14 protein-coding genes are annotated in these 16,232 nt (G+C 34.1%); 13 read left to right on the top strand and 1 reads right to left on the bottom strand.

Going from position 1 to position 16,232, the window contains the following annotated elements:
- Positions 1 to 674 precede the first annotated feature (674 nt).
- From bglB to EKM77_RS10625, 9 genes are all read left to right on the top strand, one after another.
- Positions 675 to 1,772, top strand: a complete 1,098-nt coding sequence (gene bglB / locus EKM77_RS10665) for a beta-galactosidase BglB (protein ID WP_125594039.1) — start codon at positions 675 to 677, stop codon at positions 1,770 to 1,772.
- An 18-nt stretch (positions 1,773 to 1,790) separates the two neighbouring features.
- On the top strand, positions 1,791 to 3,344 hold the full coding sequence (locus EKM77_RS10660; RefSeq protein ID WP_125594038.1) for an MFS transporter: 1,554 nt from the start codon (positions 1,791 to 1,793) through the stop codon (positions 3,342 to 3,344).
- A 5-nt stretch (positions 3,345 to 3,349) separates the two neighbouring features.
- Entirely contained in the window at positions 3,350 to 3,586 is a 237-nt protein-coding gene (locus EKM77_RS10655) for a hypothetical protein (protein WP_125594037.1), read from the top strand.
- Between the two features lie 51 nt (positions 3,587 to 3,637).
- Positions 3,638 to 4,492: a sugar phosphate isomerase/epimerase family protein gene (locus tag EKM77_RS10650; RefSeq protein ID WP_125594036.1), complete on the top strand. Its 855-nt coding sequence runs from the start codon at positions 3,638 to 3,640 to the stop codon at positions 4,490 to 4,492.
- Positions 4,493 to 4,939: 447 nt separating this feature from the next.
- Positions 4,940 to 6,019 (top strand): M24 family metallopeptidase, encoded by a 1,080-nt coding sequence (locus EKM77_RS10645; protein ID WP_125594035.1) that lies wholly within the window; start codon positions 4,940 to 4,942, stop codon positions 6,017 to 6,019.
- A gap of 22 nt (positions 6,020 to 6,041) precedes the next feature.
- A complete protein-coding gene (gene pepI / locus EKM77_RS10640) occupies positions 6,042 to 6,923 on the top strand; it encodes a proline iminopeptidase (protein ID WP_125594034.1) in 882 nt (293 codons plus the stop codon).
- A gap of 29 nt (positions 6,924 to 6,952) precedes the next feature.
- Entirely contained in the window at positions 6,953 to 8,305 is a 1,353-nt protein-coding gene (locus EKM77_RS10635) for a peptide MFS transporter (protein ID WP_125594033.1), read from the top strand.
- 40 nt (positions 8,306 to 8,345) lie between these two features.
- Positions 8,346 to 9,416, top strand: coding sequence for a M24 family metallopeptidase (locus tag EKM77_RS10630; RefSeq protein WP_125594032.1), 1,071 nt, complete (start codon positions 8,346 to 8,348; stop codon positions 9,414 to 9,416).
- 102 nt (positions 9,417 to 9,518) lie between these two features.
- Positions 9,519 to 10,928 (top strand): C69 family dipeptidase, encoded by a 1,410-nt coding sequence (locus EKM77_RS10625; RefSeq protein WP_125594031.1) that lies wholly within the window; start codon positions 9,519 to 9,521, stop codon positions 10,926 to 10,928.
- A 119-nt stretch (positions 10,929 to 11,047) separates the two neighbouring features.
- Here the strand turns inward: EKM77_RS10625 and EKM77_RS10620 are convergent, their stop codons facing one another.
- The gene (locus EKM77_RS10620; protein ID WP_125594030.1) at positions 11,048 to 12,034 is read right to left on the bottom strand and encodes an AraC family transcriptional regulator; all 987 of its coding nucleotides are present in this window, start codon (positions 12,032 to 12,034) and stop codon (positions 11,048 to 11,050) included.
- A gap of 150 nt (positions 12,035 to 12,184) precedes the next feature.
- Here EKM77_RS10620 and rhaB point away from each other — a divergent pair, with 150 nt between their 5' ends.
- The 4 genes from rhaB to rhaD are packed head-to-tail and all read left to right on the top strand — an operon-like array spanning position 12,185 to position 16,060.
- The gene (gene rhaB, locus EKM77_RS10615) at positions 12,185 to 13,678 is read left to right on the top strand and encodes a rhamnulokinase (protein WP_125594029.1); all 1,494 of its coding nucleotides are present in this window, start codon (positions 12,185 to 12,187) and stop codon (positions 13,676 to 13,678) included.
- Entirely contained in the window at positions 13,644 to 13,958 is a 315-nt protein-coding gene (gene rhaM / locus EKM77_RS10610) for an L-rhamnose mutarotase (RefSeq protein ID WP_125594028.1), read from the top strand. The genes rhaB and rhaM overlap by 35 nt, the downstream gene beginning before the upstream one ends.
- 11 nt (positions 13,959 to 13,969) lie before the next feature.
- Positions 13,970 to 15,229, top strand: coding sequence for an L-rhamnose isomerase (locus EKM77_RS10605; RefSeq protein ID WP_125594027.1), 1,260 nt, complete (start codon positions 13,970 to 13,972; stop codon positions 15,227 to 15,229).
- Between the two features lie 12 nt (positions 15,230 to 15,241).
- Complete coding sequence (gene rhaD, locus EKM77_RS10600; protein WP_125594026.1) at positions 15,242 to 16,060, top strand: rhamnulose-1-phosphate aldolase; 819 nt, start codon at positions 15,242 to 15,244, stop codon at positions 16,058 to 16,060.
- The last annotated feature ends 172 nt before the right edge of the window (positions 16,061 to 16,232 follow it).

The following is a 16,232-nucleotide window of genomic DNA, read 5'->3' as shown; positions in this document are numbered from 1 at the left end:
GGTCGGCTAGTTCAACGTCATCTTTAATAACGAATGGATCATTAACTTTATCAACTACAGCAGCTTTAATTTTCATACTAAATATCTCCTCAGTTTTTAAAATGTAAATGCTTTCTACATTTGATAATTATTTCACTATTGATATGTAAATGCAATACTGCATTTTAATAATTCTCAAAGAAATTGAAATATGATAAATGAAAATAAGAAGATAGGCTAAGTAACTCAATAATGCTAAATCGGCAATGTCAATTTCCAACTATTGAATAAGTGTTGATTAGTCAACGTTTATTTGACAATGATAATACAAAATATATAAATCATTTAATGTATAAAGTAGATCAGCAAACTATGTTGATCTTTTTTGTCGTCTTATAAAGTGCTGATTTAATTAGATTTCCTTCATTTTACCAATGTGAAAAATATTTCTTATTAATATATTGGTATTGACCATTTATTGACAATTTTAGTAAGTAAAGCGCTAACAAATTAGGAAAAAATAATCTATCACCTATGTAAAACGCTTACATTGAGTGAATAAATGCTTTCAACTGTAAATATGATACTACTACCTATATCTGTGATATTGTTACTAATGTGAAAAAGTTATTAAATGTATTTGTAAGCGATTGCAGTAGTAATCAAAAAAATATAAGAGGCAAGGTGAGGGAAAAATGTTAGAAGATTACACGAAAAAAGATATTGAGGGCAAAATTGATTTGCTTATCGATAATCTAGTTCATTTAAGTGATCCAACTGGCGAATTCTCCATTAAGGTTGCTGATGGTTCAATCATTGACAATAAGAGTTTTAACTATTGGGAATGGACATCAGGAATTGGGCTATACGGAATGATGAAATATTACCGTATAACTAGAAAACAAGAAGTGCTGGATAGAATCATCAAATGGTTTGATGATCGTTTTGAAGAAGCACCAGTTGAGAAAAATATCAATACTATGGTTCAAATGTTAACCCTAGCATATCTATATGAAGAAACCGGCAATAAAAAATATCTTCCATACTTGGAATCTTGGGGAAAATGGTTGTATTACGACCTTCCAAGAACTGAACGCGGCGGCTTTCAACATGTTACGTTTGGTGATTTAAATGAAGACGAGATGTGGGACGACACTTTGATGATGAGTGTACTCACTTTAGCTAAATTAGGAAAACTATTCCATAACGATGATTATGTTGAGGAAGCTAAAAAACAATTCCTTCTCCATATTCAATTTTTACAAGATAAGAAAACTGGCTTGTGGTATCACGGCTGGAGTTTTAAACGCAGAGATAATTTTGCTGGAGCTTTTTGGGGACGTGGAAATTCCTGGGTAACTATTGTAATCCCTGAATTTATTGAATTACTTAATTTAAAGAAGAATGATGCTATCCGCCAATTCTTGATTACAAGTTTTCAATATCAATTAGACGCTTTGAAGAAATATCAGACCAAAGATGGTATGTGGACGACTTTGATCGATGATTCTACTTCATATGTGGAAGGTTCAGCAACAGCGGGCTTTGCTTATGGATCATTGAAGGCCGTCCATAATCGTTATGTTAGTGAAGACTATCGTGAAATGGCCGATAAAGGTGTGAATGCTGTACTTGATAATATTGATGAAACCGGCTCTCTAGCACATGTTTCAGCAGGAACACCAATGGGTGAAACAAAAGATTTCTATAAAGGTATTAAGATTTCAACAATGCCTTATGGTCAATCGATGGCTGCACTTTGTTTGATTGAGTATCTAAAAGAATTTTATTAGGGAAAGTAGGAAACAATAATGGATGCACCTAAAACACATAGAAGAGTACGTTGGTGGAATTATGCAGCTTATGGTATGACAGATTGGTTGGGGGCTGGATCGACAGCCTTGACTGGTGCTTGGTTGCTATTCTTCTACACAACATTTTGTGGATTAACTGCCACAGAAGGTTCATTGATTTTCGCCATTTCAAGATTCGTTGATGCTATCACGAGTCCATTGATGGGTATGATTTCAGATAATTTTTATAAAACAAAAATAGGTAAGAGATTTGGTAGACGTAAGTTCTTTATTATGATTGGTATTCCGTTCATGCTAGCTTATATTCTAATGTGGATCAGTGGTATGAATTTCTGGTATTACCTAGTTACATATGTTGGTTTTGATATTATTTATACAATGGTTCTTGTACCATATGAAACACTTGCAACAGAAATGACAAATGATTTTAAACAAAGAACCATCTTCTCAGGAGCTCGTTTATTCTGTGGACAAATTTCAGCTTTCTTCTCAGCTTTTGTACCCGGAAGATTAATCGCAGTTCTTGGTAAAGATAATCCTAAATCGTTCTTATATGCTGCCATGATGTTTACTGCAGCTTTCATTATTATTTTGATATTCTTGTACTTCTTTACATGGGAGCGTCCATTATCAGAAATTGTTAATGATGAAGTCGATAACCCAGATGAAGATAAATTATCACTTGGTCAAAAATTTGAACAAATTTATATTGATCTTCTATCTACATTTAAGATCAAGGCTTTTAGAACTCATATTTTAATGTATTTAGGATGCTATATTTCTCAAGATATATTCTCACAAGTTTATACATATTTCGTTGTATTTGCTCTAGGATTTACAACAGTTGTTGCCTCAAATGTTCTTAGTGTTATCTGGGGTGCATGTATTGTTGGTGTTGTTCTTGGTATTGTTGCTGTAACACGTGCTAACAGACAAGCCGGAACATATCGTATTGCTGTTCTTGGTTTTGCTGTTGGTACTATTGGATTTGTTGTAGCATACTTCTCAAATAGTAAAATTGTTATGACAATTCTTATTATTTCTGCCATTGTATCAGGACTTGGTCGTGGTGCTTTAGCATATATTCCTTGGAATATTTATAGTTTTATTCCTGACGTTGATGAAATCGTTACAGGTCAACGTAGAGAAGGTATCTTTGCTGGTGTTATGACATTTACACGTAAAGCTACTCAAGCACTTGCTGTTTTCTTAGTTGGTGTATTCTTGGATGGTTCTGGTTTCAAACCTTCATCACAAACACAATCGATCGGTGTTGTTCATACACTTGTTATTATGTTGGCTGTTGGTACATTAGCATTTCTATTGATGGGTTATATTGCTTCATTTAAGTTTAAACTTACAAAAGATAAGCATGAAATTTTGCTTAGTGAAGTTGAAGAATTAAGAGAAGGTAAAAAACCTGAAGATATTTCAGAAGAAAATGCCGCTTTGATCAAAGACTTATCAGGTTTTGACAAACACAGTCTATGGGGAAATAATAAAGTTGGACACGTAGATTTGATGCGTTGGAAGAAAGAACACGGGGAGTAATTACTATGGCAAAAGATAAAATGAAAATGGATCCAGAAAAATTTGCTTATGCAGTGGTTAATTCGTATTGTCCAGATGAGAAAGATGATGTTAAAGCAAGTAAAATGATTCTGAAAAGATTCCTAGCTGCATATTATTTGGCTGATGAATTTAATGGTTTAGAAGCAGAACAATTTAGTATGTTTAAAGATGTTGACTTTAAGAGAATGTCTCAAGCTATGGAAAACATTAATATTAATTAAAAAAGTGGTTGGGATGGCTATCCCAGCCTTTTTTGGTAAAGAGGAAGAATAATGACATATAATTACGGTGTTAGAGGACATGATATTTTAATTAAAGATGACCTAGATAAGTGGTCAGACAAAATCAAAGAGATGAAGATCCATACTTTGCAATTTGCTCTGCCATTGTCATTTCCAAAGACTAGTTCTGGTGGAGATCTGATCAACCCAGGATTAGGTAATATAATAAGAAGGAACTTGTTCAAAAAGGATATAGAAATTGGAGTTTTAAGCTGCTATGTCAACCTTATTCACCCTGATTTAAAAATACGTCAACAGCAAATTAATAAAATGAAAAAATATCTTCAAAATGCTAAATTCTTTGGAGCAAATATTGTTGCCACGGAAACTGGAAGTGTAGATCCTGAATTTGCGTTTACAAGAAGTAATTTTGAAGAAAAGCATTTCATGGAATTAGTAGAAACTGTAAAGCAATTACTACCATTTGCACAAAAATGTGGAGTAAATTTAGCCTTAGAACCGGGTGTAAATCATCCCTTGTGTTCACTAGATAAGACAGAAGAGCTATTGAGGATCTTTGATTACGATCCGGCTTTGAAGATAATTTTGGATCCAGCAAACTTGATGTTAACGAAAAATGATAATTTATTAGGAATTACTAAGGAAGCCTTTAATCGTTTTAATGACCAAATTGTAGCAGTTCATATTAAAGATTTTTCTTGGACACCTAATTCTAATAGATTGATCAAAACCGTCGTTCCTGGAACTGGCGAAGTCAATGTTCAAGATGTGATTGATATTGCTGAATCGTATCAGCCAAAAGGCCTTAAGATGTTCGACGAATTGGATCAAGGAATGCTTGATGTATTTATTAAATCCGATTATGCAAAGAATATATTCAAATAGAATGTTGATATTGTGATAAATTCACATAAAAAAGTTATCATTTAGAATCGTTTTCTGAATAATAGCTTTTTTATTTTGATTATCGTCAAAATACATGAATGAGCATGTATTTTTTGCTTAAGAATTTTTTAATTTGATGAATTGCAATTTTCGGGAACATTTAAGCAACATTGTTATATATGCTGTGTAATAAGGCTTCACCGTGTGTACTCAGAGAATATACTTGTGTAGCATTTGTAATGAACAGCTTTTGAAGTAAAAACAATTTAAAAATTAAATAAAATAAATTATAAATTAACTTTGAATATTATTAGTAATGTAGTACACTGAAATTACGAAAGCGTTACCAAGCCTCATAGTGGGTTTACTTTTTTTTGAAATTATTTGTGAAAATATTAACAAATCTGTGCTTGATAATGCTTAAAATAAAAAAGGGGGCACTAAGAAATGAAAGATAGTCGTGTTCAGAACATTACCAACAAGATGAAGGAAGAGGGATATGATCAATTATTGATCTCAGATCCTACAGCAATTTTCTATCTAACAGGATTGTGGATTCACCCTGGTGAAAGATTACTTGTTTTAGTAATTAGAGCTGATGGTAAAAATACACTAGTTGTAAACAAACTATTCCCAATCACAGAAGATATCGGAATTGAAAAAGTCTTTATCGATGATATTGATGATGGCGTTAAGAAAGTGCTTGATTATTGTGATGTTAACGGTTCATTCGGAATTGACAAGAATTGGCCATCACATTTCTTGCTACACTTAATGGAACTTGTACCAAACGTTAAATTAGGCAACGGATCTGAAATCATTGATGATGCACGTGCCATCAAAGATGAAGAAGAAAAAGACCTTATGCGTAAAGCACAAGCTGATAATGAATTGGCTACTGATTTTGTTAAACATGAACTATCAAAAGATTTAACAGAAATTGAAATCACTGAAAGACTTGGCGAAAAATACAAGGAATTAGGCGATTCAGGATATTCATTTGATCCTATCATTGCATATGGTGCAAATGGAGCAGACCCACACCATCAAGAACCAGACGACTCAAGATTAAAACCAGGCGACAGTATTGTTGTTGATATCGGTTGTGTTAGAGATTCATATTGTTCAGATATGACACGTACATTCTTCTATAAAGAGGTTTCAGACAAATCACGTGACGTATATGAAACAGTTCTAGAAGGTAAGAGACGTGCAATGGCACTTATCAAACCAGGTGTTGAATTAGCTACACTTGATGCTGCTGCTAGAGATTACATTACTGAAAAAGGTTATGGAGAATACTTTACACATCGTCTTGGACACTTCATCGGTATTGAAGATCATGAAACTGGTGATGTTTCAACAGCTAACCATAATGTTTGTGAAGTAGGAAACATTTTCTCTATTGAACCTGGTGTTTATATTCCTGGTGAAGTTGGAGTTCGTATTGAAGACTTGGTAATTGTTACTGAAGATGGATACGAAAACTTGAACAAGTATCCAGACGACTTAGAAATTATTCAATAAAAAAAGAGGAGGTTCATTATTCATGAAAGTTGAAGAAGGCTATATGCCGTACAAAGGCTACAAAACTTACTACCGCATCGTTGGAGAAAAGAGTAAAGATAAAGCACCTTTGGTATTGCTTCATGGAGGACCAGGATCAACTCACAATTATTTTGAATTATTAGACGATATTGCTGTAAATGGCCGTCAATTGATTATGTATGATCAATTAGGCTGTGGTAAGTCAGCAGTTCCATCAAACCCATCACTTTGGACAAAACAAACTTGGGCTGAAGAGTTGATTGAACTTAGAAAATATCTCGGACTTGATGAGATTCATTTGTTAGGTCAATCATGGGGTGGAATGTTAACTTTCATTTACATGTGTGACTATAAGCCAGAAGGTGTTAAGAGCATTATTTTATCAGGTACTTTGCCTTCAGCAAAACTATGGGCATCCGAACAACATCGAATGATCAGCCATATGTCACAAGAAGATCAAGATGCTATCGCACAAGCAGAAAAGACTGGAAATTATGACGAGCCTAAGTATGTAGCAGCTAATGATCGTTACATGGAAATGCATGCTGCAGCTACACCAACAGCAGATTCACCAGAACCATTGCGTCGTAAGAAAGTTGCCGGTACAGAAAGCTATGTTGTCGGTTGGGGTCCAAATGAGTATTCACCAGAAGGAACTCTTCACGACTATGACTATCTTGATCAAATGAAAGACATTAAAACTCCAACTCTTATCACAAGTGGAACTAATGATCTTTGTACACCATTCGTTGCTAAGACAATGTATGATGGAATCCCTAATTCAAGATGGGAATTATTCCAACACAGCCGTCATATGCCATTCGTTGAAGAAAACGAAAAATACGAAAAAATCCTTACAGACTGGTTGGATAACCACGACTAGTTATTTTTAAAAAGAGAGAGGGAAATACTATGGACGCAGCACCAATTAAGAAAAAGAAACCATTTGGTTTTTATATTTGTTCCTTAGGATTTACATTTGAACGTGTTGCCTTTTATACAGTTAAATATATGTTAGCAATTTGGATTGCTACTACTGTTGGTAAAGGTGGACTTGGATTAACTGACGTTAAAGCTGCTTCAATGGCAGCCGTCTTCGTTGCCATGACTTATATCGCACCAGTTATTGGTGGATATTTAGCCGATTATTGGATCAGTCCAAGAATATTGGTACCAACTGGTATGATCTTGATGGCAATTGGATACTTATTCACTTGGAGAGCTACTTCAATTGGATTAGTTTGGGCCATGATCGTCCTAGTTTCAGTTGGTACAGGTATGTTTAAGGGTAATCTTTCAGGTATCACAGGATTACTATTCGATGACGAAGAAGAATTGAATGAAGCATTCTCAGTTCAATATACATTCGTTAATATTGGATCATTTACTGGTACTACATTTATTGTTTTACTTATTCCTATTATTGGATTTAACAATGTTTTCCTAGTTTGTTCACTATTCATTTTCCTTGACGCAATTGTATTCTTACTCAATCAAAAATCACTTGGCGATGCTGGTAAGAAACCATTTAAAGTTGATCAACGTCAATTTAAAGAAGCAGAAGCAAAAGAAAAAGAAGAAAGTGCACCACTTACAGCTGGAGATAAGAAACGTGTTGTAGCCATCATTTTAGTTACTATCTTCTCGATCGTGTTCTGGATGGTTTGGTACTTAGCTTATATGCCTGTTTACTACTACTTCGGACATGGTGATGGAGCCGGATTCTTGAATCGTGCTAACTGGATGGTTGGTAGTTTCAATGTTCCAACGTCATACTTTGATTCAGTTAATGCTTTAACATGTATTGTTTTAGGACCTATCTTAGGTAAATTGTGGACAAAACTTGCTGCTCGTCCACAAGGTGATATGAGTATGTTTAAGAAAACATCACTTGGTATGATCTTTATTGGTATCTCTTATGTTGCAATGATTTTTGCTGATATGATCGGTAAAGGTCACACTAACTTACTATGGATCGTCCTAGTTGGTATTCTTATGTCAATTGGTGAAATGGTATTCTCACCATTAGGTAACTCATTTATTACTAAACTAGCTCCTTCTAAATTGATGGGTCTATTGCTTGGATTCTGGCCTATCGCCGTATTCTTCGCTACATTGCTATATCCAAATGTTTATGCACTTTTGAAGACAAGCAACCCTGGCAAGTTCCAAACAGGATATGGAATCCTAGCAGTTATCATTATTGGTTTAGGTTTGGTTCTTTGGATTTCAAGTAGAAAATTAGACAAGCTTGAAAAAGATTAATGGAAATCTATTAGCTTAAAGAAACGAGGGAAAGTGAATTATGATGAATGAATCAAAGATTCGCAAGTATATGGAAGATGAAAATATTGATGCGTTTTATATTGCAAAACGTGTAAATATTAGATTTGCAAGTGGCTGGACTGGGGATGACTCATACATGCTACTTACAAAGGACAAACAATTCTTCTTTACAGATCCTAGATACACAGAACAAGCAGAAATCGAAATTCCAGATTATGACATTATTAACTGGCGTCTTCCAGGAAGAACAGTTGGGGACTCAGTTGCTGATGTAGTTAAAGCAGAAGGCATTAAAACAGTTGCCTTTGAAGACGACTACATGACTTATGACATGTATCATGATTTCAAGACAAAACTAGATGCAAACTTGATTCAAGCTGGTGGCATTATTGACAGAATGCGTGTTGTTAAATCGCCTAAAGAAATTGAATATTTAACAATTGCTTGTGATATTGCTTGCCGTGCTTTCAGACGTATTTTAAAGGATATCAAAGTTGGGGCTACTGAAAAGGAACTTGCAGCTAAGTTATCACTTTACATGGTTGAAGAAGGTGCAGATACACAACCTTATGGTAATATCTTGATTTCAGGTGCAACAACTTCATTACTTCACGGTATTCCTTCAAAGAAGGCTGTTGAATATGGAGACTTCGTTTTGATGGACTTTGGTTGCCAATACAATGGCTATATGTCAGATATGACAAGAACTGTTGTTGTTGGTAAAGCTACTCCAAAACAAAAAGAAGTTTACGACTATGTAAGACAAAGTCTTGAAGCTGCCGAAGATATCATGAAGGCTGGCGTTAACTGTAAAGATGTTTATCCAGAATCCATCAAACCACTTAAAGGAACAGAATATGTTCCATTAACATACAACAAGATCGGACACTCAATTGGACTATTCGTTCATGAAACTCCATATCTTGCTGAAGAGTTTGATGATGTTCTTGAAAAAGATACAGTTGTAACAATCGAACCTGGTATTTATATCCCTAATTGGGGTGGTGTAAGAATCGAAGATCAAGTCGTTCTAACAGATGATGGATACGTAAATATGATCGATATCCCTCATGATTTGATCGAGCTTTAAAATACTAAACATTTTTATAAAGATTCATCGGGAAAAATAAATATTTGTTTATTACTTTTAAGAAAGTATCATTTAATAATTTATTTGAGGAGTGAATTAGTTATGAAGAAAGTATTTCGTGGTTCATGTACTGCAATGTTAGTAGGTAAGGACGCAACAATCGACGGATCAACAATGATCTGCAGAGACAACGATGCTCATGGTTCAGTTGAACCACAAAGATTTATTGTTGTTAAACCAGAAGAACAACCAAAGGTTTACAAATCAATAATTACAGGACTTGAAGTAGAATTACCAGATAATCCATTGAAAGTTACTTTGACACCTAGATCAAACCTTGTTGATGGACAATGGGGTTCATCAGGTATCAATAGTGAAAATGTTTCTATGTCAGCTACAGAAACAATTACAACTAACTCAAGAATTTTGGGAGTAGATCCATATAACATGGAAGGACTTGGCGAAGAAGATCTTGAAGTAATTACATTGCCATTCATCCACAGTGCAAGAGATGGTGTTAAACATCTTGGTGCTTTGTTAGAAAAATATGGAACATACGAACCAAATGGAATTTCATTTGCTGATAAAGATGAAATTTGGTGGTTAGAAACTATTGGTGGACATAACTGGGCTGCTGTAAGAATTCCTGATGATGCTTATGTTGTTGCACCTAATAGAATGAACATTGATGATTTCGACTTTGATTCAGATGACACAATGAGCTCAACTGGATTAAAAGACTTGATCGAAAAGTATCACTTGAATCCAGATACTGGTAAATATAACTTACGTCACATCTTTGGTAGTGCAACAATCAGAGATTCAGAATATAACAATCCTCGTGCATGGTATATTCAAAAACTCTTTACACCAGATGTTGAACAAGATCCAAGAGATCAAGACCTTCCATTCATTTGCCATGCAAACAAGAAATTATCGATCGAAGATGTTAAATTTGCATTGAGTTCTCACTATGAGAACACACCATATGACCCATACGGCAAGATGGGAACAGAAGATGAAAAGAAGATGTTCCGTCCAATCGGAATGAACCGTAATCACAGTCTTCACATTCTTCAAATCAGAAATGATGTTCCTAAGGAATTTGCTGCTGTTCAATGGTTATTATTCGGTGTAAATACATTTGGAGCAATCGTACCATTCTATACAAATGTAAATGACACACCAGCATCATACCGTGACACATCAGTTTCATTTGATCCAAAATATGTATACTGGTTAAGTCATGCAATGGCATTATTAGGTGATTACGATTATGATCTATATCAAGATGCACGTAATACCTTTGAATTAGACGCAGTTGCTAAATTTAGAAATATTCAAATTGCAACAGATAAAGAAGCTGAAAATTCAAGTGATATTCCAGCATTGTTGACAAAAGCTAACGAAGAATTAGCTAAAGAATCATATGAGAGATCAATTAAATTGTTTGGCCAAATGATTGAAGTAGGTTCACCAAAGATGAAGTTAAGCTTTGATTTAAATGGTTAATTAGATGCTAAAGAACTAGTCGTAAGACGGAGGTTCCTGTCTTACAGATCGTGTTTCAATAAAAAAGGTTCTGAGAATTTTTCTCAGAGCCTTTTTTGACGTTTGCCCATTATTTCAAATTAGTCCATTGTTCGCAGCTTTTTACGAGTCTCACTAGGCAATTCATCGTAATTTTCAAAGTAGATTTTATAGAAGTAATTACGATTGGAATAGCCAACTTCATCAATAATATCTTGAATCGATTTGCCAGTGGAAACCACTGCTAAATGAGCTTTTAGTATTTTTTGCTTATTTAATAATTCAGTAAATGTAAAACCAGTTTCGTTTTTAATTAAATTACTCAAGTAGTTTTTATTGTAGTTCATTAATTCTGCCAAGCTGTTTAAAGTTAGAGTTTTGGAATTCTTTTCAATTTCGTTAAACACTTGTTTCAATGTTGAGTCTTGAGAAACGTTATTATTTTTAATCATTTCGGGACTATATTGTCGTAATAGCTTAGTTAACAAAATATCTAAATAAGAACTGATAACTGTTCCTGAAAACTCATGTGGGAAGAAATATTCAGATAATATTTCTTGTATTTCAGGTTTAATCGTTACTGATTGCTTATTTTTGAAAAGTAAATATTGACTTTGGTTTTGTTTACTCATGGAAGCATTGAGCAAAAAATTGAAGAGGACGCTTTGATTTGATTTAAGTGAATCAAGCCAGTTTAAATTAATTTCTTTATTTTGAAAGAGGATATTTATCAAAATATCGTGTTTACCAAGAGCTTTGATCGAATGCTTACTATTGATGTCTAAAATTACTAAGTCGCCCTTATTCAAATTGACCTGTTTACCATTGATTATTTGCGTGCAGTGTCCTGAATAAATATAATTGATCTCCAAAAATTCGTGCGAATGTAATGGGTAGTCAGCATAGCGATTATGTTTATTAATGAAGATTGATTTATTTTTAAAAAAGAAAGAGTTATTAAACTTCATTTGTTGATCATGATTGATCAAAGCAGCATCAGGAAAATCTGCAACAAAGTGTTTAGTTTTTCTTTGAGCCTTTTCAATGCTAGTCTCGTGAAATAAAAAATTGTCTAATCGTCCGTTCATTGAAATAATCCTCCTAAATTATCTGAAAATAGCATTTTGCATTCAATATGTATATCAAATACATTTTTCGTGTTTATTTGTCATTGTTACGAATCTTTGAAAGCGGTTTAATAATATTGTAAACGAATACAAAGAAGGTGTAAAGGCGCTATGAACAACTATATCGCAGTTGATATCGGTGCTTCAAGTGGTCGATTGATGTTGGGACAATTATCTGGGAATAAGATACGGATAAAAGAACTGCATAGATTCGATAATGGCTTTAAATTTGAAAATGGTCATGATAGATGGCAAATAGATCATTTGATTGATGAAATTATCATTGGACTTGAAAAGGCAAAACAAAAATATAATATTCAAGATGCCTATCTAGGAATTGATACATGGGCCGTCGATTATGTTTTGATCGATCAAGCCGGCGATAAGTTAGATGACCCGATCAGTTATCGTGATAGTAGAACTAAAGATACTGTTGCTAAACTAACACGTAAGTATTCTAAAGAATATATTTATAAAAAAACGGGAATTCAATTTTTAGACTTTAATACGCTCTATCAATTATTTGAAGAAGATAAGACCAATTTGAAAAAAGCCAAATCAATCATTATGATTCCAGACTATATCGGTTATCGATTGACAGGCAAAGCAGTTACTGAAGTTACTAATGCTTCAACAACTCAAATGTTAAATTTACGTGAAGGATTATTCGATTCTGAATTATTATCAGAAGTTAATGTAACTAGTGAAATGTTTCCACCATTGGTCGATGCGGGAACTAAGTTAGGTTCTATTAAAGAAGATATTACTTCAAAACATGATATTCCAAATTGTCAGGTAATTACCGTTGCCACGCACGACACTGCTTCTGCAGTAGTTGGTACACCTGCATCAGGTGAAAATAATTGGGCATTTTTGAGTTCGGGAACATGGTCACTGATTGGCCGAGAATTAAATGTTCCAGAGAATGGCTCCATGGCATTTAATGAAAATTATACAAATGAGTGGGGTGCATATGGTACCTATCGGTTTTTAAAAAACATTATGGGAATGTGGATCGTCCAAAGAATAAAACATGAATATCAAGATCGATTTGGATTTGCCGAAATGGCAAAGCTGGCTAGTGAAGTAAAACCATTTCAACAATATATTGATTTAAATGATGAAAGATTCATTAATCCTAAAAGTATGATCCACGAATTGCAGTGTTACTGCAAGGAAACTAATCAAATAATCCCTGAGACTATTGGTGAATTAGTAAGCGCAATTTATTGTAATTTATCGTTAATGTATGCCAGAGAACTAGAAAAATTAGAAGAGATTACACATAAGCCTATTCATACTTTAAATATTGTGGGTGGAGGTAGTAATGTTAGTTATTTAAATCAGCTCACAAGTAATTTAGCAAACGTTAATATTGCCGCAGGACCTAGTGAAGCAACTGCTTTGGGTAACTTAGTTGTTCAAATGATAACCGAGAATGATATTGATGATTTAGCCGAAGCTAGAGAAATTATCTCACAGTCATTTGATATAGGTTTCTTTCAACCACAACCACTTAGTCAAAAAAATCCATTGACGGATTATAAGAAATTCTTAAAGGAGAATACTAATGAAGAGAATAGCTCAAATAATGTATCTCAATAAAGATAAATATCAAGAATATCAAACTAGGCATGAAAATCTTTGGCCAGAAATGAAACAGGCATTGCAAGCACATGGAGCAACAAACTATTCAATTTTTCTAAATAAGGACAATGGAGAATTATTCGCTTATTTAGAAGTGCCAGATGAAAAACGCTATAACGAAATTGCTAAAACGGATGTATGTAAAAAATGGTGGCATTACATGGCTCCATTGATGACAACAAATGAAGATGAAAGTCCTAAGACATTAGATTTAGAAGAATTATTTCATTTAAAGTAGGAGGAAGAGTAATGAATGAATCAAATATTAAAGCCAGCTATGAGTTGGCAAAAGATAGATATGCTGCCATAGGTGTTGATACAGAGGAGGCTATTTCTAAGTTGGAGACCGTTCCTTTGTCAATTCATTGTTGGCAAGGCGATGATATCCATGGATTCTTATTTCCAAATCAAGAGTTAACTGGAGGAATCGGTGTTAGTGGCAATTTTCCAGGTGCAGCGACGACACCTGATCAATTAAGTGGTGATTTATCAAAAGCATTATCACTTATTCCAGGATCACATAAAGTTCAATTGCATGCCATTTATGCTGTAACAAATAAGAAAAAAGATCTTGATGAACTAGATCCAGAAGATTTTAGCTATTGGGTTGATTGGGCAAAACAAGAAAAAGTCGGCTTGGATATGAATGGAACATTCTTCTCACATCCAATGTTGAAAAATGGTTTTACCTTAGCAAGTCCGGATAAAGATACTCGTGATTTTTGGATCGAACATGGGAAGAGATCTCGTAAAATTGCCGAATACTTTGGTAAAGAATTAGGTCAACAATCTGTTAATAATTTTTGGATTCCTGATGGTTATAAAGATAATCCAATCGACAAACTTACACCAAGACTACGTTTAATCAATTCGCTAGATGAGATCATTAAAGAACCAATTGATGAAAAATATACTATTGAAGCTTTTGAAGGAAAGCTATTTGGTACAGGTGTTGAATCTTATACCGTTGGTTCGCATGAATTTTATGATAACTATGCTTTAACACGTAATAAGCTTTGGACGATCGATGCAGGGCATTTCCATCCGACTGAAGATGTTTCTGATAAGTTTTCAGCTTTTCTACCATTTGGCAAAGGTTTGATGCTTCATGTTTCTCGTCCAGTTCGTTGGGATAGTGATCATGTAGTTATTATGGATGATGCTTTGATTAGAATGATGCGCTCATTAGTAAGAGATGATCAACTTTCAAAAACTAATATTGGTCTTGATTTCTTTGATGCTACTATCGATCGAATAGCTGCTTGGGTAATTGGTGCTCGTGCCACTCAAAAGGCATTATTGTTAGGCATGTTATCTCCAATTGATCAGCTAAAAGAAGATGAGAATAAAGGTGATTTCACAGATCGTCTTGCTATGACTGAAGAACTAAAATCATATCCATTTGGTGCTGTTTGGGATGAATTCTGTGCACGTAATAATGTTCCTGTAGGATCAGACTGGCTAAATGAAGTTAAAAATTATGAAAAAAATGTAACATTCAAACGTTAGGAAGAATATAAAATGACAAAATTTATTAATTCACCATTTGTTAAAGAAGTTTCAAAAATAACATTTAGATTGTTCGCTCATGGTTGGGATGAACGTAATGGCGGTAATGTAAGTTATCGTATTATGCCTGAAGAATTGGCTGATTATGAAGATGTTAAAAAAATCAAACGTAATATTCCTATTGCTTTTGATGGAAAAAATCTTGCCGGTATGTATTTTCTAGTTACTGCTACGGGGAGATATTTTAAGAACATTATTGATTTTCCTGAAAGAGATTTGGGTTTAGTTAGAATTGCAGAAGATGGTAAAAGTGTAGATCTTATGTGGGGATATAATGACGGTGCCAAACCAACAAGCGAATTCCCTACACATTTGATGGGACATCAAGAAAGATTAAAGCACGATCCAAAACAACGTGTCGTCATGCATTGTCATCCTACAAATTTGATTGCTATGACATTTACTCAAAAATTAGATGAAAAGGAACTGACTCGTATTTTTTGGAAGATGCAAACTGAATCATTAGTTGTATTCCCAGAAGGGGTTGGTATTATTCCTTGGATGGTCCCAGGTACGATCGATATTGGTAAAGCTACGGCAAGTAAATTGGCAAATTATCGTTCAGTAATTTGGCCACATCATGGTATTTTTGGAACTGGAGAAACTATTGATGAGGCTTTTGGATTGATTGAAACGATTGAAAAAGCAGCACAAATTTGGACGATCATTCAAATGCAAGGTGGAAAAATCGAACAAACTATTACAGATCAGGGCCTAAAAGATTTGGCTGATAGCTTTGGTGTAACACCACATGAAGGTTATTTGAACTAATCAATGAAAACGGTTGAAATAATACTATTGATGAGATATATTATATATGTGGTTTACAGATGAGATATTTAATTTCTTTATGAGAAACTAGGAGGTTTCAAATGTCATTTTCAATGAAAACAAATTATACACACAGTCCTAAGGATATCGAACACTATTCAACAGATGAATT

Origin of the sequence: Companilactobacillus baiquanensis (assembly GCF_003946605.1) — a bacterium.
Taxonomy (GTDB): domain Bacteria; phylum Bacillota; class Bacilli; order Lactobacillales; family Lactobacillaceae; genus Companilactobacillus; species Companilactobacillus baiquanensis.
Note: the sequence above shows the minus strand (reverse complement) of the source record. Positions and strands in the feature narration are given on the sequence as shown.